Raw genomic sequence first — 23,855 nt, 5'->3', positions numbered from 1 at the left:
CGCGAGGTTACCGCCGTATCCGGCGGATGGGGGAAGGCATCGGTCCGGACGACCGATATCCCTAGCTGGGAACGGACTCTAACAGTCTTGGAGCGCCGCAGTGAGTCGCGGTAGCGGTCACTGCGGGTAGGCAACTTCCCAGCCGATGAAATGGCTGGTCAGACGCCACAAAGGGGATGCTGCCCGGGCGACGCGTTTTTCGGCGCCCGGGCGAGCACCCCCACAAGCCTCACAGCTCGGTGGCGGAACCACCGGCGGCTGCGATCTTCTCCTTGGCCGACTCACTGAACGCGTGCGCCGTAATCGTCAGCGACACGCCGCCCAGCTCGCCCGAGCCGAGGACCTTGACCAGCTGGCCCTTGCGGACCGCGCCGGCCTCCACGAGCTCGATCGGGCCGACCTCGCCGCCGTTCGGGAACAGCTCGGCGAGGCGGTCCAGGTTCACGACCTGGAAGACGACCTTGTTCTTGTTCTTGAAGCCCTTGAGCTTCGGCAGACGCATGTGAATGGGCATCTGCCCACCCTCGAAGCGGGCCGGAACCTGGTAACGGGCCTTCGTACCCTTGGTACCGCGACCGGCGGTCTTGCCCTTGGAGCCCTCACCACGACCCACGCGGGTCTTGGCAGTCTTGGCTCCGGGTGCCGGGCGCAGGTGGTGGACCTTGATCGCCATTACTCGACCTCCTCAACACTCACGAGGTGGTTGACGGCGAAGATCATGCCCCGAATCTCGGGACGGTCTTCCTTGACCACCACATCGTTGATGCGCTTCAGCCCGAGCGACCGCAGCGAGTGCCGCTGGTTCTGCTTACGGCCGATAGCGGACCGGACCTGGGTGACCTTCAGACGAGCCATCACCGCACCGCCGCTTCCGCGCGCGCTGCCAGCATGGCGGCCGGGGCCACGTCCTCGACCGGCAGGCCACGGCGAGCCGCGACCATCTCCGGCGACTCGAGGCCCTTGAGCGCGGCCACCGTCGCGTGCACGATGTTGATCGGGTTCGACGAGCCGAGGCTCTTCGACAGGATGTCGTGGATGCCGGCGCACTCCAGCACGGCGCGCACCGGGCCACCGGCGATAACACCGGTACCAGCCGACGCCGGCTTGAGGAGCACGACACCCGCGGCGGCCTCACCGATGATCGGGTGCGGAATGGTCGCACCGATCCGCGGGACCTTGAAGAAGTGCTTCTTGGCCTCTTCGACGCCCTTGGCGATGGCCGCGGGCACCTCCTTGGCCTTTCCGTAGCCGATGCCGACGGTGCCGTCGCCGTCGCCCACGATCACCAGGGCGGTGAAGCTGAAGCGACGACCACCCTTGACGACCTTGGCAACACGGTTGATGGCGACGACCCGCTCGAGATGCGGGGTCTTGTCGACGGGCGCGTTGCCGCGGCCGCCCTCACGACGGTTGTCCCGGCGGTTGCCACCCTCGGTGTTACCGCCGGACCCGCCGCCTCGGCGCTGCTGACCAGGCATTGGTCAATTCCTCCTAGAACTCGAGTCCGGCTTCACGGGCAGCAGAAGCCAGCGAGGCGATCCGCCCCGCGTACTTGTTGCCACCCCGGTCGAAGACGACCTTGGACACGCCGGCGGCCTTGGCCCGCTCGGCAAGGAGCGCGCCGACCTTGCCGGCCAGTGCGCTCTTGTCACCCTCGTTGCCCCGGATCGAGGCGTCGAGAGTGGAGGCCGAAGCGAGCGTGTGGCCCTTGAGGTCGTCGATGATCTGCGCGGTGATGTGCCGCGAAGACCGGGTGACGACCAGACGGGGACGCTCGGCGGTGCCGCGGACGTTCTTGCGGACCCGGAAGTGCCGACGCGCCTTGCCGACGGCCCGCGCGGCGGACACACCGCCGCCATTGCGGCGCTTGAGCAGCGTGGCGGTCACTTCTTACCTGCCTTTCCAGCCTTGCGGCGGATGACCTCGCCCTGGTACTTGACGCCCTTGCCCTTGTAGGGCTCCGGCGGGCGGATCTTCCGGATGTTAGCGGCAACCTCGCCGACGAGCTGCTTGTCGATGCCGGCGACGGTGAACTGCGTCGGCCGCTCCACCGAGAAGGTGATGCCGTCCGGCGCGGGCACGTTGACCGGGTGCGAGAAGCCCAGGGCGAACTCGAGGTCCTTGCCCTTGGCGGTCACGCGGTAACCGGTGCCGTTGATCTCCAGGGTCTTCTTGTAGCCCTCGGTGACGCCGACGATCATGTTGGCGACCAGGGTACGAGAGAGACCGTGCAGTTCCTTGGCCTTGCGCTCGTCGTTGGGGCGGTTGACGTGCAGCTCGCTGCCGTCCTGCTCCACCGTGATCGGCTCGGCGACGACGTGCGAGAGCTCGCCCTTGGGGCCCTTGACCTTGACGGTCTGGCCCGAGATGGTGACGTCGACGCCGGCCGGGACCGGGATCGACTTACGTCCGATTCGCGACATGTCAGATCTCCCGTTACCAGACGAAGGCGAGGACTTCCCCGCCAACGCTCCGCTTGCGGGCCTGCTTGTCGGTCAGCAGTCCCTGGGACGTCGAAATGATCGCGACGCCCAGGCCGCCGAGCACCCGTGGGAGTTCGTCGGACTTGGCGTACACCCGGAGACCGGGCTTGGAAACGCGCTTGATGCCGGCGAGGCTGCGCTCGCGGCTCTGGCCGTACTTGAGCTCAACGACCAGACGCTTGCCGACAGCGCCTTCCTCGGGCTCCTCAGCCGTCCAGGAGGCGATGTAGCCCTCGGCCTTGAGGACCTCGGCGATGTTCGCCTTGATCTTCGAGAAGGGCATCGTCACCTTGTCGTGGTACGCCTGGTTGGCGTTTCGCAGACGCGTGAGCATGTCTGCGATCGGGTCCGTCATCGTCATGGGTATTCGTCAACCTTTCTCGCCGGGGTTCCCGGACTGGCCAGGCCTACGGCGAAGCGGTATTTCTCTCGGTTACCAGGAAGCCTTGGACACGCCGGGCAGCTCACCACGGTGGGCCATGTCCCGCACGCAGACCCGGCACAGGCCGAACTTGCGGTAGACCGAGTGCGGGCGACCGCACTTCTGGCAGCGGGTGTAGGCACGCACGGCGAACTTCGGCTTCGCGGCCGCCTTGATGATCAGCGCCTTCTTAGCCATGCTCAGTTCTCCTTGAACGGGAAGCCCAGGAGCTTGAGCAGCGCCCGGCCCTCGTCGTCGGTCTTGGCCGTGGTGACCACGGTGATGTCCATGCCCCGGGTGCGATCGATCCGGTCCTGATCGATCTCGTGGAACACCGACTGCTCGGTCAGGCCGAACGTGTAGTTGCCGTGGCCGTCCAGCTTGCGACCGTCGAGCCCGCGGAAGTCACGGATACGCGGCAGCGCGATGGACAGCAGCCGGTCCAGGAACTCCCACATCCGGTCGTTGCGAAGGGTGACCTTCGCGCCGATCGGCATGCCCTCGCGCAGCTTGAACTGGGCGATGGACTTGGTGGCCCGGCGGACCAGCGGCTTCTGACCGGTGATCGTGGTCAGGTCACGGACCGCGCCGTCGATCAGCTTGGCGTCGCGGGCCGCTTCGCCGACACCCATGTTCACGACGACCTTGACCAGGCCGGGGATCTGCATGGGGTTGGCGTAGTTGTACTGCTCCTTGAGCCCGCTCACGACCTCAGCGCGGTACTTCTGCTTGAGGCGCGGCAGCGTCTTGGTCTCGGTAGCGGCAGTCATCAGAGTTCCTTACCGGTCGTACGCGCGATACGGACCTTGTTGCCGTTCTCGTCGACCTTGTAGCCGATCCGCGTCGGCTTGCCCTGGTCGTCCACGATCTGCACATTCGAGATGTGGATCGCGGCTTCCTGGGTCACGATGCCGCCGGTCTTCGACCCGCGCTGCGTCGTGCGGATGCGCTCGTGCTTCTTGACGCGGTTGACGCCCTCGACCAGGACCTTGTCCCGCGTCGGGTAGGCCGCGATGACCTTGCCCTTGGCGCCCTTGTCCTTACCGGCGATGACGACGACCGTGTCGCCCTTCTTGATCTTCACGGTCAGAGCACCTCCGGCGCCAGGCTGATGATCTTCATGAACCGCTTGTCACGCAGCTCGCGGCCGACCGGGCCGAAGATGCGGGTACCGCGGGGGTCCCCACCGTCCTTGATGATGACGGCGGCGTTCTCGTCGAACCGGATGTACGAGCCGTCCGGACGCCGACGCTCCTTGGCGGTGCGGACGATGACCGCCTTGACGACGTCACCCTTCTTCACACCGGCACCGGGGATGGCGTCCTTGACCGTGGCCACGATGACGTCGCCGATGCTCGCGTAGCGGCGGCCGGAGCCACCGAGCACGCGGATGCACAGAATCTCACGTGCACCCGTGTTGTCGGCGACACGCAGTCGCGACTCCTGCTGGATCACTGGGGTCTCCTATGTCTGCCAGTTCTTCGCACCTTGGCGAAGCTTGGCGGAACTAGGTGAGTCGGGCCGACCGAGGGCCGGCCCGACGCACTCACTTGGCCTTTTCGAGGATCTCCACGACCCGCCACCGCTTGGTGGCGGAGAGCGGACGGGTCTCCATCAGGAGGACCCGGTCGCCGATACCGCACGCGTTCTGCTCGTCGTGCACCTTGAGCTTGCGGGTGCGGCGCAGAACCTTGCCGTAGAGGGCGTGCTTGACGCGGTCCTCGACCTCGACGACGACGGTCTTGTCCATCTTGTCGCTGACCACCAGGCCCTCGCGAACCTTGCGGGTCGCGCGAACCGGAGTCGTGCTCTCTTCACTCATGCGGTCACCTCATCCGGCGCAACCGAGAGCCCCAGCTCGCGTTCACGCATGATCGTGTAGATCTTCGCGATGTCCTTACGGACGACCTGAAGCCGACGGTGGTTGTCGAGCTGCCCGGTCGCACCCTGCACGCGAAGGTTGAACAGCTCCGCCTTGGCCTCACGGAGACGCGAGACCAGCTCTTCGCCGGAAAGCTCGCGCAGCTCGCCGGCCTTAACGCCCGCTGCCATCAGTTTTCACCCACTTCGCGTGTAACGATGCGGCACTTCATCGGGAGCTTGTGGATCGCGCGGCGCATCGCCTCGCGCGCGATCGTCTCGTTCGGGAACGACATCTCGAAGAGAATGCGTCCCGGCTTGACGTTCGCCACCCACCACTCGGGAGAACCCTTACCGGAACCCATGCGGGTTTCGGCCGGCTTCTTGGTCAGCGCCTGGTCCGGGAAGACCGAGATCCAGACCTTGCCGCCACGCTTGATGTGACGAGTCATCGCGATACGGGCCGACTCGATCTGCCGGTTGGTCACGTACGCGGGCTCCAGCGCCTGGATACCGAACTCGCCGAAGACGACCCGGTTGCCGCCCTTGGACGCGCCGTGGCGGTCCGGGTGGTGCGGCTTGCGGAAGCCCTTCGGGGGCTTACGCGGCATCAGCATGTGTCAGCCCTCCTGCTGCGTTTCGGCCACGGCCGGAGCCGCGTCGACCGCGGCGTCGTTCGTGTTCTCGCCGGTCGGGGTGTCGCCGGTGCGGGCCTGCGCCGCGGCGCGGCCGGCCTCGGTGCCACCAGCGGTCGTGCCGGACGAACCGGAACGGCCACGACGCGGACGCTCGGGGCGGTCGGCCCGGTCCCGGCGCGGACGCGCGGGAGCCTCGGCCACAGCCTCGCGGCCCGGAACGGCGTCGCCCTTGTAGATCCAGACCTTCACGCCGATCCGGCCGAACGTGGTACGGGCCTCGAAGAAGCCGTACTCGATGTTCGCCCGCAGCGTGTGCAGCGGAACGCGACCCTCACGGTAGAACTCCGTGCGGCTCATCTCCGCGCCGCCGAGGCGACCGGAGACCTGCACCCGGATGCCCTTGCAGATCGGGTTCTTCATGGCCGACTGCATGGCCTTGCGCATCGCGCGGCGGAAGCTGACCCGGGAGGACAGCTGCTCGGCCACACCCTGCGCCACCAGCTGAGCGTCCGACTCGGGGCTCTTCACCTCGAGAATGTTCAGCTGGACCTGCTTGCCGGTGAGCTTCTCCAGCTCGCCGCGGATCCGGTCGGCCTCCGCGCCCTTACGGCCGATAACGATGCCCGGCCGGGCGGTGTGGATGTCGACACGAACCCGGTCACGGGTGCGCTCGATGTCCACCTTGGAGATGCCGGCACGCTCGAGGCCCTTGGACATCATGCGGCGGATCTTGACGTCCTCGCCGATGTAGTCCTTGTAGAGCTTGTCCGCGAACCAGCGGCTCTTCCAGTCGGTGGAGATGCCGAGCCGGAATCCGGTGGGGTGAACTTTCTGGCCCATTACTCGGACTCCTCCGTGGTCTGGGACGTGGTCTCCGACGAAGCGGCCGGCGCGGCCTTGGCCGGCGCTGCCTTCTTCGCCGCGGCGGCCTTCTTGGCCGGCCGTGCGACCTCGACCGCCTCGACGGCGATCGTGATGTGGCAGGTGCGCTTACGGATCCGGTACGCCCGGCCCTGCGCCCGCGGACGGAAACGCTTGAGCGTCGGACCCTCGTCGACGAACGCCTCGCTCACGAGGAGTGCGTCGGGGTCGAGCCGCTCGTTGTTCTCCGCATTGGCGATCGCGCTGGCGAGCACCTTGTAGACCTGCTCGCTCGCCGACTGCTGGGCGAACTGCAGGACGGTCAGAGCCTCCTTCGCGGGCAGTCCGCGGACGAGGTTGACCACACGGCGTGCCTTGTTCGGCGAGATGCGGACGTGCTTGGCAACCGCACGGCTACCCGGAAGCGCCGGAGCGTCGTTCTTTGCTGGCATCGCTTGTGACCCCTTTCTTGTCCGTGGACTGACTAGCGACGACGGCTCTTGCGGTCGTCCTTCTCGTGACCCTTGAACGTACGGGTCAGAGCGAACTCGCCGAGCTTGTGACCGACCATGGCCTCGGTGACGAACACCGGGACGTGCTTGCGCCCGTCGTGCACGGCGATCGTGTGCCCGAGCATGTCGGGGATGATCGTCGAGCGCCGCGACCAGGTCTTGATGACGTTCTTGGAATTCTTCTCGTTCTGGACTTCCACCTTCTTGAGCAGGTGGTCGTCGACGAACGGGCCCTTCTTCAGGCTGCGAGGCATTTTCTTCTACTCCCGTTACCCGCGCTTGCGGGTGGCGTAGCGGCGGCGAACGATCAGCTTGTCGCTCTCCTGGCCCTTGCGGCGGGTACGACCCTCGGGCTTACCAGCCGGGTTGACCGGGTGGCGACCACCGGAGGTCTTACCCTCACCACCACCGTGCGGGTGGTCGATCGGGTTCATGGCGACACCGCGGACGGTCGGGCGCTTGCCCTTCCAACGCATGCGGCCGGCCTTGCCCCAGTTGATGTTCGACTGTTCGGCATTGCCGATCTCGCCGACCGTGGCACGGCAACGGATGTCGACCCGGCGGATCTCACCGGAAGGCATACGCAGCGTGGCGTAGGCACCTTCACGGCCGAGCAGCTGGATACCGACACCGGCCGAACGGGCCAGCTTGGCGCCACCGCCGGGACGAAGCTCCACACCGTGGATCGTCGTACCGACCGGGATGTTGCGCAGGGGCAGGTTGTTCCCCGGCTTGATGTCCGCGCCCGGGCCCGACTCCACTGCGTCGCCCTGCTTCAGGTCCTTCGGCGCCAGGATGTAGCGCTTCTCGCCGTCGGCGTAGTGCAGCAGTGCGATGCGGGAGGTGCGGTTCGGGTCGTACTCGATGTGCGCGACCTTGGCCGGCACGCCGTCCTTGTCGACCCGCTTGAAGTCGATCAGCCGGTACTGCCGCTTGTGACCGCCGCCCTGGTGCCGGGTGGTGATCCGGCCGTGAACGTTGCGGCCGCCCTTCTTGGGCAGCGGGACCAGCAGAGACTTCTCCGGCGTCGACCGGGTGATCTCGGCGAAGTCGGCGACGCTCGAGCCGCGACGGCCCGGCGTGGTCGGCTTGTACTTACGGATAGCCATTGTTTTACAACCCCTTAGCTGACCGGGCCGCCGAAGGCCTCGATACGGTCACCGTCAGCCAGCTTGACCATCGCGCGCTTGGTCGCCTTACGCTGACCGAAGCCCGTCCGGGTGCGCTTGCGCTTGCCCTCGCGGTTCGCGGTGTTCACCGTCAGCACGCGCACGTTGAAGATCTGCTGGATCGCGATCTTGATCTGGGTCTTGTTCGCGTCCGGGTCGACGAGGAACGTGTACCAGTTCTGGTCGAGAACGCTGTAGCTCTTCTCGGAGACGACGGGCGCGATGATGACGTCACGCGGGTCGGCGATCGTGGTCACTTGTTCCCCTCCTCGGAGGCCTCGGCCGGCACGCCCAGGAACTCGTCGAGAGCGTCCTTGGTGAAGACCACCTCGTCGGCGACCAGCACGTCGTACGTGTTCAGCTGACCCGCCTCGATCAGGTGCACGGTCGTCTCGTTGCGCAGCGAGAGCCAGTTCAGCTCGTCGGTGCTGCTCAGCACGACCAGGACCTTGGTCGACTCGGTCGCCTTGCGCAGGGTCGCGATCGCGGCCTTCGTCGACGGCTTCTCGCCGGAGAGGAACGCCTCGACCACGTGCACCCGGCCCTCGCGAGCCCGGTCGGAGAGGGCGCCACGCAGGGCGGCGGCCTTCATCTTCTTGGGGGTCCGCTGGCTGTAGTCGCGCGGCACGGGACCGTGCACGACGCCACCGCCGGTGAACTGCGGCGCGCGGATCGAGCCCTGACGGGCGCGACCGGTGCCCTTCTGCTTGTACGGCTTCTTGCCACCACCGGCGACCTCGCCGCGGGTCTTGGCCTTAGCCGTACCCTGCCGGGCCGCGGCCAGCTGCGCCACGACGACCTGGTGCATCAGCGGAATGTTCGCCTGCACGTCGAAAATGTCGTCGGGAAGCTCGACCGAGCCGGCCTTCGTGCCCTCAGCGTTGATCACGTCAACCGAGCTCACTTGGCACCGCCCTTCGTCGTCTTCTTCGCGGCGGTGCGGACCAGGATCAGCGCGCCCTTGGGACCGGGCACCGCGCCCTTGACCAGCAGCAGGTTGTTCTCGGTGTCCACCGCCTGCACGGTCAGGTTCTGCACGGTGAAGCGCGCGAAGCCCATCCGACCGGCCATCCGGACGCCCTTGAAGACGCGACCGGGGGTCGCGCAGGCGCCGATGGAGCCGGGCGAGCGGTGCTTGCGCTCGACACCGTGGCTGGCCTTCAGGCCGTGGAAGCCGTGCCGCTTCATGACACCGGCAAAGCCCTTGCCCTTGGTCTTACCGGTGACGTCGATCGTCGAACCGACCGCGAACGCCTCAACGGTGATCTCCTGGCCGAGCTCGTACTCGCCGGCGTCGGAGGTGCGCAGCTCGACGACGTGGCGCCGCGGCGAAACACCTGCCTTCGCGAAGTGGCCGCTCTCCGGCTTGTTGACCTTGCGCGGGTCAACAGCGCCGTACGCCAGCTGGACGGCGGTGTAGCCGTCCTTCTCAGAGGTGCGAACCTGGGTCACGACGCAAGGGCCGGCCTGCACCACGGTAACCGGGACAACTTTGTTGTTGTCCCAGACCTGGGTCATGCCGAGCTTGGCGCCCAGGATCCCCTTAACTTGCCTGTCCATTAGTCGCAGGTCCCTACAGCTTGATCTCGATGTCGACGCCAGCCGGCAGGTCGAGGCGCATGAGCGAGTCGACCGTCTTCGGAGTCGGGTCGATGATGTCGATCAGACGCTTGTGCGTACGCATCTCGAAGTGCTCGCGCGAGTCCTTGTACTTGTGCGGCGAACGGATGACGCAGAAACGGTTGATCTCCGTGGGCAGCGGCACCGGGCCCGCAACCTGAGCACCGGTCCGCGTCACCGTCTCGACGATCTTCCGCGCCGAGGAGTCGACGACCTCGTGGTCATAGGCCTTGAGCCGGATGCGGATCTTCTGTCCCGCCATGGTGGCTTCTGTTTCCTTCTCTCGATGCCGCTACGTGCGAGAGCGGTGGCTCTCGCATGCCCGCAGGACCGTCGATCCTGCGTTGTCCGACCCCCGCGGTCGGGCGTGTCGCGCCTGCTGTCGCTATGCAGCCTTTATCAAGCAACTCGATCACGGGGATCTGGAGTGCCGGACGGGCATAAAAACACGCCCGGACACCCGGCGAGGGTGGCTGGCGCAGATTCCCCGAAGAGAATCGGAAGGCGCCAACCACCCCGCGCGGACGCAACCTGACTAGTATGCCGGATTGTCTCCGACAACGCTAATCGGGGTCAGTTCCTCAGACGTTGATCTTCGTGACCGTGCCGGCGCCGACGGTGCGGCCACCCTCACGGATCGCGAACTTGAGGCCCTGCTCCATGGCGATCGGCTGGATCAGCTTGACCGACATGCTGGTGGAGTCGCCCGGCATGACCATCTCGGTGCCCTCGGGCAGCGTGACGACGCCGGTGACGTCCGTGGTGCGGAAGTAGAACTGCGGGCGGTAGTTCTGGAAGAACGGGGTGTGCCGGCCGCCCTCTTCCTTCGAGAGGATGTAGACCTGGCCCTCGAACTCCGTGTGCGGGGTGCTGCTGCCGGGCTTGACGACAACCATGCCGCGCTCGACGTCCTCGCGCTTGATACCGCGAAGCAGCAGACCGACGTTCTCACCCGCGCGGGCCTCGTCGAGCAGCTTGCGGAACATCTCGATGCCGGTGCAAACGGTCTTGGTCGACTTCTCGCGGATACCCACGATCTCGACCTCCTCGTTCGGCTTGAGGATGCCACGCTCGGCGCGACCCGTCACCACGGTGCCACGACCGGTGATCGTGAAGACGTCCTCGATCGGCATGAGGAACGGCTTCTCGACGTCACGCTCGGGCTGCGGGATCGCGGTGTCGACCGCGTTCATCAGCTCCATGAGCCGCTCGGTCCACTCGGCGTCGCCCTCGAGCGCCTTGAGCGCGGAGACACGCACGACCGGCAGGTCGTCGCCCGGGAACTCGTAGGTGCTGAGCAGCTCGCGGACCTCGAGCTCGACGAGCTCGAGGAGCTCCTCGTCGTCCACCATGTCGCTCTTGTTCAGCGCGACGACGATGTACGGAACGCCGACCTGGCGGGCCAGGAGCACGTGCTCCTTGGTCTGCGGCATCGGGCCGTCGGTCGCCGCAACCACCAGGATCGCGCCGTCCATCTGCGCGGCACCGGTGATCATGTTCTTGATGTAGTCAGCGTGGCCGGGGCAGTCCACGTGCGCGTAGTGACGCGTCGCGGTCTGGTACTCGACGTGCGCGATCGAGATCGTGATACCACGGGCCTTCTCTTCAGGCGCCTTGTCGATCTCGTCGAACGGGGTGTACGGGTTGAGGTCCGGGTACTGGTCGTGCAGGACCTTCGTGATGGCCGCAGTCAGCGTCGTCTTACCGTGGTCGATGTGACCAATGGTGCCGATGTTGACGTGCGGCTTAGTCCGCTCGAACTTCGCCTTCGCCACTGGTGTCCTCCTGTGGACTGAATCATTTCTTTTCCCGGCACGCCCGGTTAAGGCGACTGGGACTCTGTCGACTGCTCGCGCGCGTGCGGTCCTCGACGGACCGCACGCGCCTCAACGCTTAGGGCTGGGAGCTCAGGCGCCCGTAGCCTTGGCGATGATCTCCTTCGCGACGTTCTGCGGAACCTCGGCGTAGGAGTCGAACTGCATGCTGTAGCTAGCCCGGCCGGCGGTCTTCGACCGCAGGTCGCCGACGTAGCCGAACATCTCCGAAAGCGGCACCAGAGCCTTGACGACGCGGGCGCCGTGGCGCTCCTCCATCGACTGGATCAGGCCGCGCCGGGAGTTGAGGTCGCCGATCACGTCACCCATGTTGTCCTCAGGGGTGGTGACCTCGACCGACATCATCGGCTCCAGCAGTGCGGGGTCAGCCTTGCGGGCTACTTCCTTCATTGCCATGGAGCCGGCGATCTTGAACGCCATCTCGGACGAGTCGACCTCGTGGTACTGACCGTCGACGAGCGTGAACTTCACGCCCACCAACGGGTAGCCGGCGAGGACGCCGTACTGCAGCGAGTCCTGCGCGCCCGCGTCCACCGAGGGGATGAACTCCTTGGGGATGCGACCGCCGGTCACCGCGTTCACGAACTCGTAGGTCGGGCCGTCGGTCTCGAGCGACAACGGCTCGACGTTGACGACGACCTTCGCGTACTGGCCCGAACCACCGGTCTGCTTCTTGTGGACGTAGGTGTGCTTCTCCACCTTGCCGCGAATCGTCTCGCGGTACGCCACCTGCGGCTTGCCGATGTTGGCCTCGACGTTGAACTCGCGGCGCATGCGATCCACCAGGATGTCCAGGTGGAGCTCGCCCATGCCGGCGATGATCGTCTGGCCGGTCTCCTCGTCGTTGAAGACCCGGAACGTCGGGTCCTCCTCGGCGAGGCGCTGGATCGCGGTGCCCAGCTTTTCCTGGTCCGACTTGGTCTTCGGCTCGATGGCGACCTGGATGACCGGCTCCGGGAAAGTCATCGACTCCAGGATGACCGGGTTGGCCGGGTCGCTGAGCGTGTCGCCGGTGGTGGTCTGCTTGAGACCCTGCACGGCGATGATGTCCCCGGCCTGCGCCGTGGGCCGCTCTTCACGCTTGTTCGCGTGCATCTGGTAGATCTTGCCGATCCGCTCCTTGCGGTCCTTGGTGGAGTTGACCACCTGGGAACCGGAGTCGAGCGTGCCGGAGTAGACCCGGACGTAGGTCAGCTTGCCGAGGTGCTTGTCCGTCTGAATCTTGAACGCCAGGCCGGAGAACGGCTCGGAGTTCGACGGCTTGCGCAGGACCGGCGTCTCGCCGTCCGGCAGGGTGCCCTCGATGGCCGGGACGTCCAGCGGCGACGGCAGGAAGTCGATCACGGCGTCGAGCATGGGCTGAACGCCCTTGTTCTTGAACGCCGAACCGCACAGCACCGGGTTCGCCTTGCTCGCGATCGTGGCCCGCCGGATGGCGGCCTTGATCTCGTCCTGGGAGACCTCTTCGCCCTCCAGGTACTTCTCCATCACCGCGTCGTCGACGTCGGCCAGGGTCTCGATCAGCTTCTCGCGCCACTCGTTCGCGGAGTCGACCAGGTCGGCCGGGATCTCCTCGATCGCGTAGTCGTCACCCTTCTGGGTCTCCCCACGCCAGGTGAGCGCGCGCATGCCGATCAGGTCCACGACGCCGATGTGGTCGCCCTCGAGCCCGATCGGGATCTGCAGGACCAGCGGAGTCGCGTGGAGCCGGTCGATCATCATCTGCACGCAGCGGAAGAAGTCGGCGCCGGTCCGGTCGAGCTTGTTGACGAAGCACATCCGGGGGACGTGGTACTTGTCCGCCTGGCGCCAGACGTTCTCGGTCTGCGGCTCAACGCCGGCCACGCCGTCGTACACCGCAACCGCGCCGTCGAGCACCCGCAGCGACCGCTCGACCTCGACCGTGAAGTCGACGTGGCCGGGCGTATCGATGATCTGGATCGTGTGACCCTTCCACTCGCACTTGGTGGCGGCGGAAGTGATCGTGATACCGCGCTCCTGCTCCTGCTCCATCCAGTCCATGACGGCAGCGCCCTCGTGGACCTCACCGATCTTGTACGTGATGCCGGTGTAGAACAGGATCCGCTCGGTGGTCGTGGTCTTACCAGCATCGATGTGCGCCATGATGCCGATGTTGCGTACGTTGGCGAGCGCGTCTGCGGCGGCCACTTCAATCCCTACTTTTCTTCGTCGTCGTCTCGTGAACCGGCACGACTTGCCGTGTGGCCCGGCTTATCGCCGGGCCTGCGGCGGGGTCTTACCAGCGGTAGTGCGCGAAGGCCTTGTTGGACTCCGCCATCTTGTGGGTGTCCTCGCGCCGCTTGACGGCGGCACCGAGGCCGTTGCTGGCATCGAGCAGCTCGTTCTGGAGACGCTCGATCATGGTCTTCTCACGGCGGGCCTTGGAGTACTGGACCAGCCAGCGCAGACCGAGAGTGGTCTGCCGCGGGGTGCGAACCTCGACCGGAACCTGGTAGGTCGCGCCACCGACGCGGCGGCTGCGGACCTCGAGGGTCGGCTTGACGTTGTCCATCGCGCGCTTGAGCGTCACGACGGGGTCGGTGCCGCTCTTCTCCCGGGCGCCCTCGAGCGCGCCGTACACGATGCGCTCGGCCAGCTGGCGCTTGCCGCCGATCAGGATCTTGTTGATCAGCTGAGTGACCAGCGGGGAGTTGTAAACCGGGTCCGCGACCACCGGGTGGCGCGGAGCGGGGCCCTTACGCGGCATGTCAGCTCTTCTCCTTCTTCGCGCCATAACGGCTGCGGGCCTGCTTGCGGTTGCGGACACCCTGGGTGTCCAGCGAACCGCGGACGATCTTGTAGCGGACGCCCGGGAGGTCCTTCACACGACCGCCGCGCACGAGCACGATGGAGTGCTCCTGCAGGTTGTGGCCGACGCCCGGGATGTACGCCGTCACCTCGATCTGGCTGCTGAGCTTCACACGAGCGACCTTGCGCAGCGCAGAGTTCGGCTTCTTGGGGGTGGTGGTGTACACGCGCGTGCACACGCCGCGCCGCTGAGGACTACCCTTCAGCGCCGGCGTCTTGGTCTTGCTCGTCTTCGCCTGACGGCCCTTTCGGACCAGCTGCTGGATCGTGGGCACCGGGTTTCTCCGCTCCCTTCGGCCGCTTTCCGCACGGCCGCACCGTCTTGTATGCCTTTGTGTGCCGGAGAATCCTCACCTCAGTGAGGTCCTCCCCGGCACCCGCGGTCGGGCGTGTCGTCCGGCTCACGGTCCCGCCACGCGTGGGTCACGCGCACCGGATCTTGTCTGTGTCACCGCGCTGATCTGGTCAGAGCAGCGAGCTCGGCGTGCTTTTGTTTACCCCGTCCAGTGTTTCCGACTCGGGCGCACGCACGAGTTGCCCGGGCAAGCCCGGGCACGAGGGGAAAGAGTACCTACCACAAGCACCCAGGTCAAAATCGACGAGTTGTTGCCGACCGGGCCCTTACGACGGATACCTCCGAGGCAAGTGTACCGGGTACTCGTCGGCGGCAATGCCGCGGTATCGGGATCCCGGACGGGCGGAGCAGTCACGCCCCCGTGGAGGACATCTGCAACACCAGTGCCAACGCCAGGCAGGCCAGTGCAATTCCCACCCCGGCGGCCCCGCAGGAGATGCCCGCGACCGCGACCCCTCCCCCGGTGAAGCGCACCTGGCCGGTGCGACCGGAGCGACGGATCTGCCGGCGCGCGGCCAGGCCGACCGCGATGGCACCGCCACCGCCGAGCACCGCGGGCAAGGTGAACGCGCCGGCCACCAACCCACCCCAGCCACCGCTCGCGCCGGAGACGCCGAAGCAGAGGACCAGGAGCGACACCAGGACAGCACCGATGCCGGCGATCAGCGAGCCGATCGCCAGGCCCGAGGTGACCGGCGGAACCTTGAGCTGGACCAGGCCGAACTCGGTGCCGGGAATCGCATCGACCCGCTCCGGCTGCCAGCGTCCGGAGGGCGGGGGCGGCGGGACCGGCGGCGCATAGGGCGGCTGGGTCATGCCACGAGCATGTCACTCGTACGAGGGTGGGCGCAGCCCGGGCTAATCGGTTCCGGGCGCGAAGTCCGGACCGGCCGGTGTGGAGGCCAGGTGCAGCAGGCCGGCGATCGATGCCACCACCAGCGCAGTGATCGCCAGCACGATGCCCGCCCAGGCCAGCCGACGGCCACGACGGATCCACGCCGAGCCGAGAAGATAGCCCTTCGCCGCGAACGCGTCCCGCGCCGTCTGACGGGCCAGCAGGAGGGCGATCGTGGCCGGAATCACCCCGCCGACGAACGCCCCGGTCAGGAAACCCACCAGGCCGAGCGCGAACACCGCCCGCGCCTTCGTCGAAGGCGCCGGATCGGGATCCATCGGGTGGCGGGTGAGCGGCGCGGCCACGGGAGAAGTCACCACCCCATAGTAGGAACGCCGAAGGACGGCCGCGCAGTGCGCGGCCGCCCTTCGATCAAGACATCGTCAGCGGTAGGAACCGAAGTCGAAGTCGTCCAGCGGCACAGCCTGCCCGCTGGCCGGCCCGAAGCCGTAGTCGGTCTCGGGGTACCCGGTCATCGAGTACACCTTGGCCTTGGCCTCCTCGGTCGGCTCGACCCGGATGTTGCGGTACTTGGAGATACCGGTACCGGCCGGGATGAGCTTACCGATGATGACGTTCTCCTTGAGGCCCACCAGCGAGTCGCTGCGCGAGTTGATCGCAGCGTCGGTGAGCACCCGGGTGGTCTCCTGGAAGGAGGCCGCCGAGAGCCAGGAGTCGGTCGCCAGCGAGGCCTTGGTGATACCCATCAGCACCGGGCGACCGGCGGCGGGTTCGCCACCCTCGCCCACGATCCGGCGGTTCTCCGACTCGAAGAGCGCCCGGTCGACCAGGATCCCGGGAAGGAACTCCGCGGCACCCGAGTCGATGACCGTCACCCGCTTGAGCATCTGGCGGATGATGATCTCGATGTGCTTGTCGTGGATGAGCACACCCTGCGACCGGTAGACCTGCTGGACCTCGGCGGTCAGGTGAACCTGGACCGCGCGCGGACCCATGATGCGCAGCAGCTCGTGCGGGTCGATGGTGCCCTCGGTCAGCTTCTCGCCGACGCCGACGTGGTCGCCGTCGTGGGCCCGGAGCTTGACCCGCTTGGAGATCTTGTCGTAGACGATCTCCTCGCTGCCGTCGTCCGGGATCACGATGATCTTCCGAGAGCGCTCGCCGTCCTCGATGCGGATGCGGCCGGGGGTGTCGGCGATGGGCGCCTTACCCTTCGGCACGCGGGCCTCGAAGATTTCCTGCACACGCGGCAGACCCTGGGTGATGTCCTCACCCGCGACACCACCGGTGTGGAAGGTACGCATCGTCAGCTGCGTGCCCGGCTCACCGATGGACTGGGCGGCGATGATGCCGACCGCCTCGCCGATGTCGACCGACTTGCCGGTCGGCAGCGAACGGCCGTAGCAGGCCGCACACACGCCGAGCTTCGACTCGCAGGTCAGCACCGAGCGCACCCGGACGTTCTCGACACCGGCGGCGACCAGCTGGTCGACCAGGATCGAGTTGAGGTCCGAGCCACGGGCGACGACCAGGTTGCCGTTGGCGTCCTTGATGTCGTCGGCCAGCGTCCGGGCGTGCACACCGGTCTCGGCGTGCACGTGCACGACCAGGGTGCCGTCCGCCTCGCGCTCGCCCACCTGCATCGGGATCGCGCGGTCGGTGCCGCAGTCCTCCTCGCGGATGATGACGTCCTGCGAGACGTCCACCAGACGACGGGTCAGGTAACCCGAGTCGGCGGTACGCAGAGCGGTGTCGGCCAGACCCTTACGGGCACCGTGCGTGGAGATGAAGTACTCCAGCACGGTCAGACCCTCGCGGTACGACGAGGTGATCGGCCGCGGGATGATCTCACCCTTGGGGTTGGCCACCAGACCACGGATCGCGGCGATCTGCCGGAGCTGGAGGAGGTTACCGCGAGCGCCGGAGTTGATCATCACCCAGAGCGGGTTCTCCTGCGGCAGCGCGGTCTCCATCTCCTTGGAGATCTCGTTGGTCGCCTTGGTCCAGATCTCGATGAGCTCGCCGCGACGTTCCTCGGCGGTCATCAGACCACGCTGGTACTGCTTGTCGATGGTGTCGGCCTCGACCTGGTAACGCTGCAGGATCTCCGGCTTGCGCGGAGGGCCGATGACGTCGCCCATGCCGATCGTCACACCGGACCAGGTGGCCCAGTGGAAGCCGGCCTCCTTGAGCGCGTCCAGGGTCGCCGCCAGGGCGACCTTGGGGAAGCGCTCGGCGAGGTCGTTGACGATCGCCGACAGCTGACCCTTGCGGATCTCGTAGTTCACGAAGCGGTAGCCCGGGGGCAGCGTCTCGTTGAAGATGACCCGGCCGAGCGTGGTCTCGACGAGCAGCTTGTCGCCCGTCTCCCAGCCCTCCGGCGATGCCCAGGCCGGCGACTTGGGGCCGTTGTCGACCTCGAGCACCTCGGGCAGGCGAATCTTGACCTGCGCCTGCAGGTGCAGCTCGCCGTTGTCGAAGGCCATCCGCGCCTCGGCGTCCGAGGAGAAGACCCGGCCCTCGCCCTTGGCACCAGCGGTGAGGTGCGTCAGGTAGTAGAGGCCGATGACCATGTCCTGGGTCGGCATGGTGACGGGCTTGCCGTCGGCCGGCTTGAGGATGTTGTTCGACGAGAGCATCAGGATCCGGGCCTCGGCCTGCGCCTCGGCCGACAGCGGCACGTGCACCGCCATCTGGTCACCGTCGAAGTCGGCGTTGAACGCCGTACAGACGAGCGGGTGGATCTGGATCGCCTTGCCCTCGACCAGCTGCGGCTCGAAGGCCTGGATGCCCAGGCGGTGCAGGGTCGGCGCGCGGTTCAGCAGCACCGGGTGCTCGCTGATGACCTCTTCGAGGACGTCCCACACGACCGGCCGCTGACGCTCGACCATCCGCTTGGCCGACTTGATGTTCTGCGCGTGGTTCAGGTCGACCAGGCGCTTCATCACGAACGGCTTGAACAGCTCCAGCGCCATCTGCTTCGGCAGGCCGCACTGGTGCAGCTTGAGCCGGGGGCCGACGACGATGACGGAACGACCGGAGTAGTCGACCCGCTTGCCGAGCAGGTTCTGCCGGAACCGGCCCTGCTTGCCCTTGAGCATGTCGGACAGCGACTTCAGCGGGCGGTTACCCGGGCCGGTGACCGGCCGGCCGCGGCGGCCGTTGTCGAACAGCGCGTCGACGGCCTCCTGCAGCATCCGCTTCTCGTTGTTCACGATGATCTCGGGCGCACCCAGATCGATCAGGCGCTTGAGACGGTTGTTCCGGTTGATGACCCGGCGGTACAGGTCGTTCAGGTCGGAAGTCGCGAAGCGGCCACCGTCGAGCTGCACCATCGGGCGCAGGTCCGGCGGGATGACCGGGACGCAGTCGAGCACCATGCCGAGCGGTGAGTTGCGGGTGTTCAGGAACGCGGCGACGACCTTGAGGCGCTTGAGCGCACGGATCTTCCGCTGGCCCTTACCGCTGCGGATGATCTCCCGCAGGTTCTCGGCCTCAGCGTCCAGGTCCATGTTCTCGAGCAGCGCCTTGATCGCCTCGGCGCCCATGCCGCCGGTGAAGTACTCACCGAAACGGTCCCGGAGCTCGCGGTAGAGCAGCTCGTCGGTCACCAGCTGCTTGGAGTCGAGCTTGCGGAAGGTGTCGAGCACCTCGTCGAGGCGGTCGATCTCGCGCTGCGCCTTGTCCCGGATCTGGCGCATCTCGCGCTCGCCGGCTTCCTTGACCTTGCGGCGCACGTCCGCCTTCGCACCCTCGGCCTCGAGTTCGGCCAGGTCCTGCTCCAGCTTGCCCGCGCGCTTCTCGATCTCCGAGTCGCGGCTGTTCTCGGACTGGCGCTTCTCCGCGAAGATCTCGTTCTCGATCGTGGACATGTCACGGTGACGCGACTCGGCGTCAACGCTCGTGATCACGTACGAGGCGAAGTAGATGATCTTTTCGAGGTCCTTGGGGGCCAGGTCGAGCAGGTAGCCCAGCCGGCTCGGCACACCCTTGAAGTACCAGATGTGCGTGACCGACGCGGCCAGCTCGATGTGGCCCATCCGCTCACGGCGGACCTTGGACCGGGTCACCTCGACGCCGCAGCGCTCACAGATGATGCCCTTGAACCGGACCCGCTTGTACTTACCGCAGTAGCACTCCCAGTCCCGCTGCGGACCGAAGATCTTCTCGCAGAAGAGTCCGTCCTTCTCGGGCTTGAGCGTGCGGTAGTTGATCGTCTCGGGCTTCTTGACCTCGCCGTGCGACCACTGCCGGATGTCGTCGGCGGTCGCCAGGCCGATGCGCAACTCGTCGAAGAAGTTGACGTCGAGCACTTGGACTATCCCTCGTGTTTCGTTGCTCGGAATGAATTCAAGGCCGGCGGCGGCGGGCCCGGCTCAGAAGAGAGCCGGGACCGCCATCCGTCAGATCTCCTCGACGCTGCTGACGCCCTCGTTCGGGCGCCGGGACAGGTCGATACCCAGCTCCTCCGCGGCCCGGAAGACCTCGTCGTCCGTCTCGCGCATCTCCAGGGCCACACCGTCGCTGGACAGCACCTCGACGTTCAGGCACAGCGACTGCAGTTCCTTGAGAAGCACCTTGAAGGACTCCGGGATACCCGGCTCCGGAATGTTCTCGCCCTTGACGATGGCCTCGTAGACCTTCACGCGGCCGAGCACGTCGTCGGACTTGATGGTGAGCAGTTCCTGCAGTGCGTAAGCCGCACCGTAGGCCTGCATGGCCCAGCACTCCATCTCGCCGAACCGCTGGCCACCGAACTGGGCCTTACCGCCCAGCGGCTGCTGCGTGATCATCGAGTACGGGCCGGTGGACCGTGCGTGGATCTTGTCGTCGACCAGGTGGTTCAGCTTCAGGATGTAGACGTAGCCGACCGAGATCGGGTCCGGCAGCGGCTCACCGGAGCGACCGTCGAACAGCTGCGCCTTGCCATCGCCGTTGACCAGCCGCTTACCGTCGCGGTTGACCAGCGTCGACTCGAGGAGACCCTTGATCTCCTCCTCCTGCGCGCCGTCGAAGACCGGCGTCGCGACGTTCGAGTCCGCGACGGACTCGTGCGCCTCGATCGCCCGCAGCTGACGCTTCCACTCGGTGTCCTCGCCCTCGACCGACCAACCGGTCTTGGCGATCCACCCGAGGTGGGTCTCCAGAACCTGGCCGATGTTCATACGCGAGGGCACACCCAGCGGGTTCAGCACGATGTCGACCGGGGTGCCGTCCTCCAGGAACGGCATGTCCTCGACCGGCAGAATCTTCGAGATGACGCCCTTGTTGCCGTGCCGGCCGGCGAGCTTGTCGCCGTCCTGGATCTTCCGCTTCTGCGCGACGTAGACGCGGACCAACTCGTTCACGCCCGGGGGAAGCTCGTCGCCGTCCTCGCGGGAGAAGGTGCGAACGCCGATGACCGTGCCGGTCTCGCCGTGCGGAACCTTCAGCGAGGTGTCCCGGACCTCGCGCGCCTTCTCACCGAAGATCGCGCGGAGCAGCCGCTCCTCGGGGGTCAGCTCGGTCTCGCCCTTGGGCGTGACCTTGCCGACCAGGATGTCGCCGGGGACGACCTCGGCACCGATCCGGATGATGCCCCGCTCGTCCAGGTCCGCCAGCATTTCCTCGCTGACGTTGGGGATGTCGCGGGTGATCTCCTCCGGGCCGAGCTTGGTGTCCCGAGCGTCGACCTCGTGCTCCTCGATGTGGATCGAGGTGAGCACGTCCTGCTGCACGAGGCGCTGCGACAGGATGATCGCGTCCTCGTAGTTGTGGCCTTCCCAGCACATGAACGCGACGAGGAGGTTGCGGCCCAGGGCCATCTCACCCTCGTCGGTGCACGGACCGTCGGCGATGACCTGGCCGGCCTCGACCCGGTCGTTCTCGAACACGACCGGCTTCTGGTTGACGCAGGAGCCGGCGTTCGAGCGGCGGAACTTGTGCAGCAGGTAGGTACGGCGGTGACCGTCGTCCTGGTGCACCGTCACGTAGTCGGCGCACAGGTCCTCGACCACGCCGCCGACCTCGGCGACGACCACGTCACCGGCGTCGACCGCGGCACGGTATTCCATGCCCGTGCCGACTAGCGGCGCCTCGGCCTTGACCAGCGGCACCGCCTGACGCTGCATGTTCGCGCCCATGAGCGCGCGGTTGGCGTCGTCGTGCTCGAGGAACGGGATCATCGCGGTGGCGACCGAGGTCATCTGCCGCGGCGACACGTCCATGTAGTCGACCTGCGTGCCGGGCACGTAGTCGACCTCACCGCCCTTACGGCGGACCAGGACGCGATCCTGAGCGAAGGTGCCGTCCGCCGCGAGCAGGGCGTTCGCCTGCGCCTTGACGTACCGGTCCTCCTCGTCCGCGGTCAGGTAGTGCACCTCGTCGGTGACGGTGCCGTCCTCGACCTTGCGGTACGGGGTCTCGATGAAACCGAACGGGTTGACCCGCGCGAACGTCGAGAGCGCGCCGATCAGACCGATGTTCGGCCCCTCGGGCGTCTCGATCGGGCACATCCGGCCGTAGTGGGACGGGTGCACGTCGCGAACCTCGAAGCCGGCCCGCTCACGCGACAGACCACCGGGGCCGAGCGCGCTCAGCCGCCGCCGGTGAGTCAGGCCCGCCAGCGGGTTGGTCTGGTCCATGAACTGCGACAGCTGGGAGGTGCCGAAGAACTCCTTGATCGCCGCCACCACGGGACGGATGTTGATCAGGGTCTGCGGCGTGATCGCCTCGACGTCCTGGGTCGTCATGCGCTCACGGACAACGCGCTCCATCCGGGACAGGCCCACGCGGACCTGGTTCTGGATGAGCTCGCCGACGGTGCGCAGGCGACGGTTACCGAAGTGGTCGATGTCGTCGGCCTCGTAGCCCTCCTCACCGGCGTGCAGCCGGCAGAGGTACTCCACGGTCTTGACGACGTCTTCCTCGGTCAGCGTGCCCCGGACGATCGGGACGTCGATCTCGAGCTTCTTGTTGAACTTGTAACGGCCGACCTTGGCGACGTCGTACCTCTTCGGGTTGAAGAAGAGGTTGTCGAGCAGGGTCTGCGCGTTCTCCCGGGTCGGGGGCTCGCCAGGGCGGAGCTTGCGGTAGATGTCGAGCAGGGCCTCATCCTGGCCGGCGATGTGGTCCTTCTCGAGGGTGGTCATGAGCAGCTCGGACCAGCCGAACCGCTCACGGATCTGGTCGGCCGACCAGCCGATCGCCTTGAGCAGGACGGTGACGGCCTGCCGGCGCTTGCGGTCGATCCGGACACCGACGGTGTCGCGCTTGTCGATGTCGAACTCCAGCCAGGCACCCCGGCTCGGGATGACCTTGACGCTGGAGAGGTCGCGGTCGGAGGTCTTGTCCGGCTCCTTCGTGAAGTACACGCCCGGCGAGCGGACGAGCTGGCTCACGACGACCCGCTCGGTGCCGTTGATGACGAACGTCCCCTTGGGGGTCATCATCGGGAAGTCACCCATGAACACGGTCTGGCTCTTGATCTCGCCAGTCGTGTTGTTGGTGAACTCCGCGGTCACGAACAGCGGCGCGCAGTAAGTCAGGTCCTTCTCTTTGCACTCCTCGATCGAGGCCTTCACCTCGTCGAATCGCGGAGACGAGAAGGACAGTGACATAGTGCCGGAGAAGTCCTCAATGGGACTGATCTCTTCGAGGATCTCTGCGAGGCCCGAGTGGGCGTTCGGGTCGTCCGTCGACCGGGCCTGCCAAGCCTCGTTGCCAACCAGCCAGTCGAAAGACTCGGTCTGAAGGGCAAGAAGGTTGGGGACCTCAAGTTGCTCGGTGATCCTGCCGAAAGAGACACGGCGGGGTGCGTAAGCGCTCGACGTACGGCTGGTCTTCGCAGGGCGGGAAGCTGCCAAGATGCGTCCTTCCGAGGACCGGTGCTGCTGATGCGGCTGCAGCTGCGGTATGCAACTGTTTGCGTTGCCCTCGTCTGTAGGCACCATAACGAGCCCCCAGGAATTCATCCGGATGGATGTCCAGGCAGGGCTCAAGGCAGAAGGCAGCGCAAACTAGCAGTGTAGCCGCTCGGCTAACCGCTGTCCAGCCCACACCAGAGGGGGCCTGCGGAACGTGTCCCCGCGGCCTCTGACCTGCGCCTCCATGGTCAGTGCCAAATGCGGGGCCGCTCAGAACGCGGCGAATCTCCCTCGGGTGCCGTCTGCGGAAGGCCCGTCGAACACCGGACCACCCCCAGGGCGGCTGTCGCAAGCGCGGAAACTTGCTGCTGTCAGCGTGCCTGTCAGCGGACACTCAGTCAAGGCCTGCGCCGCGGGTCGGACTCGTGCCGCCGGGTGACGAGCACGTGCTAGCGACCATACCCGACGGATTGCCCGATTAAACCGGCTTTGCCGGTCGGTAGGACGACAGCTCCCGGCAAGCCCACCACCAGGTACAACGCTGCCGAAAACGGAATGGCGGGGACCCAGGC

The 23,855-nt window shown here is 66.6% G+C and carries 29 protein-coding genes; all 29 read right to left on the bottom strand.

The features are described from left to right. Positions 1-229: 229 nt before the first annotated feature. Entirely contained in the window at positions 230-673 is a 444-nt protein-coding gene (rplO, locus tag Ato02nite_RS22235) for a 50S ribosomal protein L15 (protein WP_213008523.1), read from the bottom strand. Continuing rightward, the gene (rpmD, locus tag Ato02nite_RS22230; protein WP_213008522.1) at positions 673-855 is read right to left on the bottom strand and encodes a 50S ribosomal protein L30; all 183 of its coding nucleotides are present in this window, start codon (positions 853-855) and stop codon (positions 673-675) included. The genes rplO and rpmD overlap by 1 nt, the downstream gene beginning before the upstream one ends. Continuing rightward, the gene (gene rpsE / locus Ato02nite_RS22225) at positions 855-1,478 is read right to left on the bottom strand and encodes a 30S ribosomal protein S5 (protein WP_213008521.1); all 624 of its coding nucleotides are present in this window, start codon (positions 1,476-1,478) and stop codon (positions 855-857) included. The genes rpmD and rpsE overlap by 1 nt, the downstream gene beginning before the upstream one ends. Positions 1,479-1,491: 13 nt before the next feature. Further along, complete coding sequence (gene rplR / locus Ato02nite_RS22220) at positions 1,492-1,887, bottom strand: 50S ribosomal protein L18 (RefSeq protein ID WP_281419772.1); 396 nt, start codon at positions 1,885-1,887, stop codon at positions 1,492-1,494. After that, on the bottom strand, positions 1,884-2,423 hold the full coding sequence (rplF, locus tag Ato02nite_RS22215; protein ID WP_213008520.1) for a 50S ribosomal protein L6: 540 nt from the start codon (positions 2,421-2,423) through the stop codon (positions 1,884-1,886). Before rplF ends, rplR begins: the two co-directional genes overlap by 4 nt. A gap of 13 nt (positions 2,424-2,436) precedes the next feature. Further along, a complete protein-coding gene (gene rpsH, locus Ato02nite_RS22210) occupies positions 2,437-2,844 on the bottom strand; it encodes a 30S ribosomal protein S8 (RefSeq protein WP_213008519.1) in 408 nt (135 codons plus the stop codon). A gap of 72 nt (positions 2,845-2,916) precedes the next feature. Continuing rightward, positions 2,917-3,102, bottom strand: a complete 186-nt coding sequence (locus tag Ato02nite_RS22205) for a type Z 30S ribosomal protein S14 (protein WP_014440734.1) — start codon at positions 3,100-3,102, stop codon at positions 2,917-2,919. 2 nt (positions 3,103-3,104) lie between these two features. Further along, positions 3,105-3,674 carry a 50S ribosomal protein L5 gene (gene rplE / locus Ato02nite_RS22200; RefSeq protein ID WP_203803141.1) on the bottom strand — a complete coding sequence of 190 codons (570 nt, stop codon included), beginning with the start codon at positions 3,672-3,674 and terminating at the stop codon, positions 3,105-3,107. Further along, on the bottom strand, positions 3,674-3,994 hold the full coding sequence (rplX, locus tag Ato02nite_RS22195; protein ID WP_203730306.1) for a 50S ribosomal protein L24: 321 nt from the start codon (positions 3,992-3,994) through the stop codon (positions 3,674-3,676). Before rplX ends, rplE begins: the two co-directional genes overlap by 1 nt. After that, complete coding sequence (gene rplN, locus Ato02nite_RS22190) at positions 3,991-4,359, bottom strand: 50S ribosomal protein L14 (RefSeq protein ID WP_023358185.1); 369 nt, start codon at positions 4,357-4,359, stop codon at positions 3,991-3,993. The genes rplX and rplN overlap by 4 nt, the downstream gene beginning before the upstream one ends. A gap of 91 nt (positions 4,360-4,450) precedes the next feature. Beyond that, entirely contained in the window at positions 4,451-4,726 is a 276-nt protein-coding gene (rpsQ, locus tag Ato02nite_RS22185) for a 30S ribosomal protein S17 (RefSeq protein WP_213008518.1), read from the bottom strand. Next, positions 4,723-4,956 carry a 50S ribosomal protein L29 gene (gene rpmC / locus Ato02nite_RS22180; RefSeq protein WP_213008517.1) on the bottom strand — a complete coding sequence of 78 codons (234 nt, stop codon included), beginning with the start codon at positions 4,954-4,956 and terminating at the stop codon, positions 4,723-4,725. Before rpmC ends, rpsQ begins: the two co-directional genes overlap by 4 nt. Then, entirely contained in the window at positions 4,956-5,381 is a 426-nt protein-coding gene (gene rplP, locus Ato02nite_RS22175; protein WP_213008516.1) for a 50S ribosomal protein L16, read from the bottom strand. Before rplP ends, rpmC begins: the two co-directional genes overlap by 1 nt. 3 nt (positions 5,382-5,384) lie before the next feature. After that, positions 5,385-6,242 carry a 30S ribosomal protein S3 gene (gene rpsC / locus Ato02nite_RS22170; RefSeq protein ID WP_213008515.1) on the bottom strand — a complete coding sequence of 286 codons (858 nt, stop codon included), beginning with the start codon at positions 6,240-6,242 and terminating at the stop codon, positions 5,385-5,387. After that, on the bottom strand, positions 6,242-6,715 hold the full coding sequence (gene rplV / locus Ato02nite_RS22165) for a 50S ribosomal protein L22 (protein ID WP_213008514.1): 474 nt from the start codon (positions 6,713-6,715) through the stop codon (positions 6,242-6,244). The genes rpsC and rplV overlap by 1 nt, the downstream gene beginning before the upstream one ends. Positions 6,716-6,747: 32 nt before the next feature. Beyond that, the gene (gene rpsS, locus Ato02nite_RS22160; RefSeq protein WP_014687760.1) at positions 6,748-7,029 is read right to left on the bottom strand and encodes a 30S ribosomal protein S19; all 282 of its coding nucleotides are present in this window, start codon (positions 7,027-7,029) and stop codon (positions 6,748-6,750) included. A 15-nt stretch (positions 7,030-7,044) separates the two neighbouring features. Next, positions 7,045-7,884, bottom strand: coding sequence for a 50S ribosomal protein L2 (gene rplB, locus Ato02nite_RS22155; RefSeq protein ID WP_213008513.1), 840 nt, complete (start codon positions 7,882-7,884; stop codon positions 7,045-7,047). A gap of 14 nt (positions 7,885-7,898) precedes the next feature. Continuing rightward, entirely contained in the window at positions 7,899-8,201 is a 303-nt protein-coding gene (rplW, locus tag Ato02nite_RS22150) for a 50S ribosomal protein L23 (RefSeq protein ID WP_213008512.1), read from the bottom strand. Next, positions 8,198-8,848: a 50S ribosomal protein L4 gene (rplD, locus tag Ato02nite_RS22145; RefSeq protein ID WP_213008511.1), complete on the bottom strand. Its 651-nt coding sequence runs from the start codon at positions 8,846-8,848 to the stop codon at positions 8,198-8,200. The genes rplW and rplD overlap by 4 nt, the downstream gene beginning before the upstream one ends. Then, the gene (rplC, locus tag Ato02nite_RS22140) at positions 8,845-9,504 is read right to left on the bottom strand and encodes a 50S ribosomal protein L3 (RefSeq protein ID WP_213008510.1); all 660 of its coding nucleotides are present in this window, start codon (positions 9,502-9,504) and stop codon (positions 8,845-8,847) included. Before rplC ends, rplD begins: the two co-directional genes overlap by 4 nt. A gap of 13 nt (positions 9,505-9,517) precedes the next feature. Then, complete coding sequence (rpsJ, locus tag Ato02nite_RS22135; protein WP_007073037.1) at positions 9,518-9,826, bottom strand: 30S ribosomal protein S10; 309 nt, start codon at positions 9,824-9,826, stop codon at positions 9,518-9,520. Positions 9,827-10,145: 319 nt separating this feature from the next. Beyond that, a complete protein-coding gene (gene tuf, locus Ato02nite_RS22130) occupies positions 10,146-11,339 on the bottom strand; it encodes an elongation factor Tu (protein ID WP_213008509.1) in 1,194 nt (397 codons plus the stop codon). A gap of 132 nt (positions 11,340-11,471) precedes the next feature. After that, positions 11,472-13,568: an elongation factor G gene (fusA, locus tag Ato02nite_RS22125; RefSeq protein ID WP_213008508.1), complete on the bottom strand. Its 2,097-nt coding sequence runs from the start codon at positions 13,566-13,568 to the stop codon at positions 11,472-11,474. Between the two features lie 88 nt (positions 13,569-13,656). Further along, complete coding sequence (gene rpsG, locus Ato02nite_RS22120; protein WP_127499794.1) at positions 13,657-14,127, bottom strand: 30S ribosomal protein S7; 471 nt, start codon at positions 14,125-14,127, stop codon at positions 13,657-13,659. 1 nt (position 14,128) lies between these two features. After that, complete coding sequence (rpsL, locus tag Ato02nite_RS22115; protein ID WP_014440718.1) at positions 14,129-14,503, bottom strand: 30S ribosomal protein S12; 375 nt, start codon at positions 14,501-14,503, stop codon at positions 14,129-14,131. A 431-nt stretch (positions 14,504-14,934) separates the two neighbouring features. Next, positions 14,935-15,399 (bottom strand): hypothetical protein, encoded by a 465-nt coding sequence (locus Ato02nite_RS22110; RefSeq protein ID WP_213008507.1) that lies wholly within the window; start codon positions 15,397-15,399, stop codon positions 14,935-14,937. Positions 15,400-15,441: 42 nt separating this feature from the next. Next, positions 15,442-15,756 carry a hypothetical protein gene (locus Ato02nite_RS22105; RefSeq protein ID WP_213008688.1) on the bottom strand — a complete coding sequence of 105 codons (315 nt, stop codon included), beginning with the start codon at positions 15,754-15,756 and terminating at the stop codon, positions 15,442-15,444. Between the two features lie 105 nt (positions 15,757-15,861). Further along, positions 15,862-19,752: a DNA-directed RNA polymerase subunit beta' gene (locus Ato02nite_RS22100; RefSeq protein ID WP_213008506.1), complete on the bottom strand. Its 3,891-nt coding sequence runs from the start codon at positions 19,750-19,752 to the stop codon at positions 15,862-15,864. A gap of 90 nt (positions 19,753-19,842) precedes the next feature. Then, entirely contained in the window at positions 19,843-23,283 is a 3,441-nt protein-coding gene (gene rpoB / locus Ato02nite_RS22095) for a DNA-directed RNA polymerase subunit beta (protein WP_213008505.1), read from the bottom strand. Positions 23,284-23,855 lie beyond the last annotated feature (572 nt).

Source organism: Paractinoplanes toevensis, from assembly GCF_018332695.1.
GTDB classification, from domain to species: Bacteria; Actinomycetota; Actinomycetes; order Mycobacteriales; family Micromonosporaceae; genus Actinoplanes; species Actinoplanes toevensis.
This window is presented reverse-complemented; position numbering and strand designations above follow the sequence as displayed.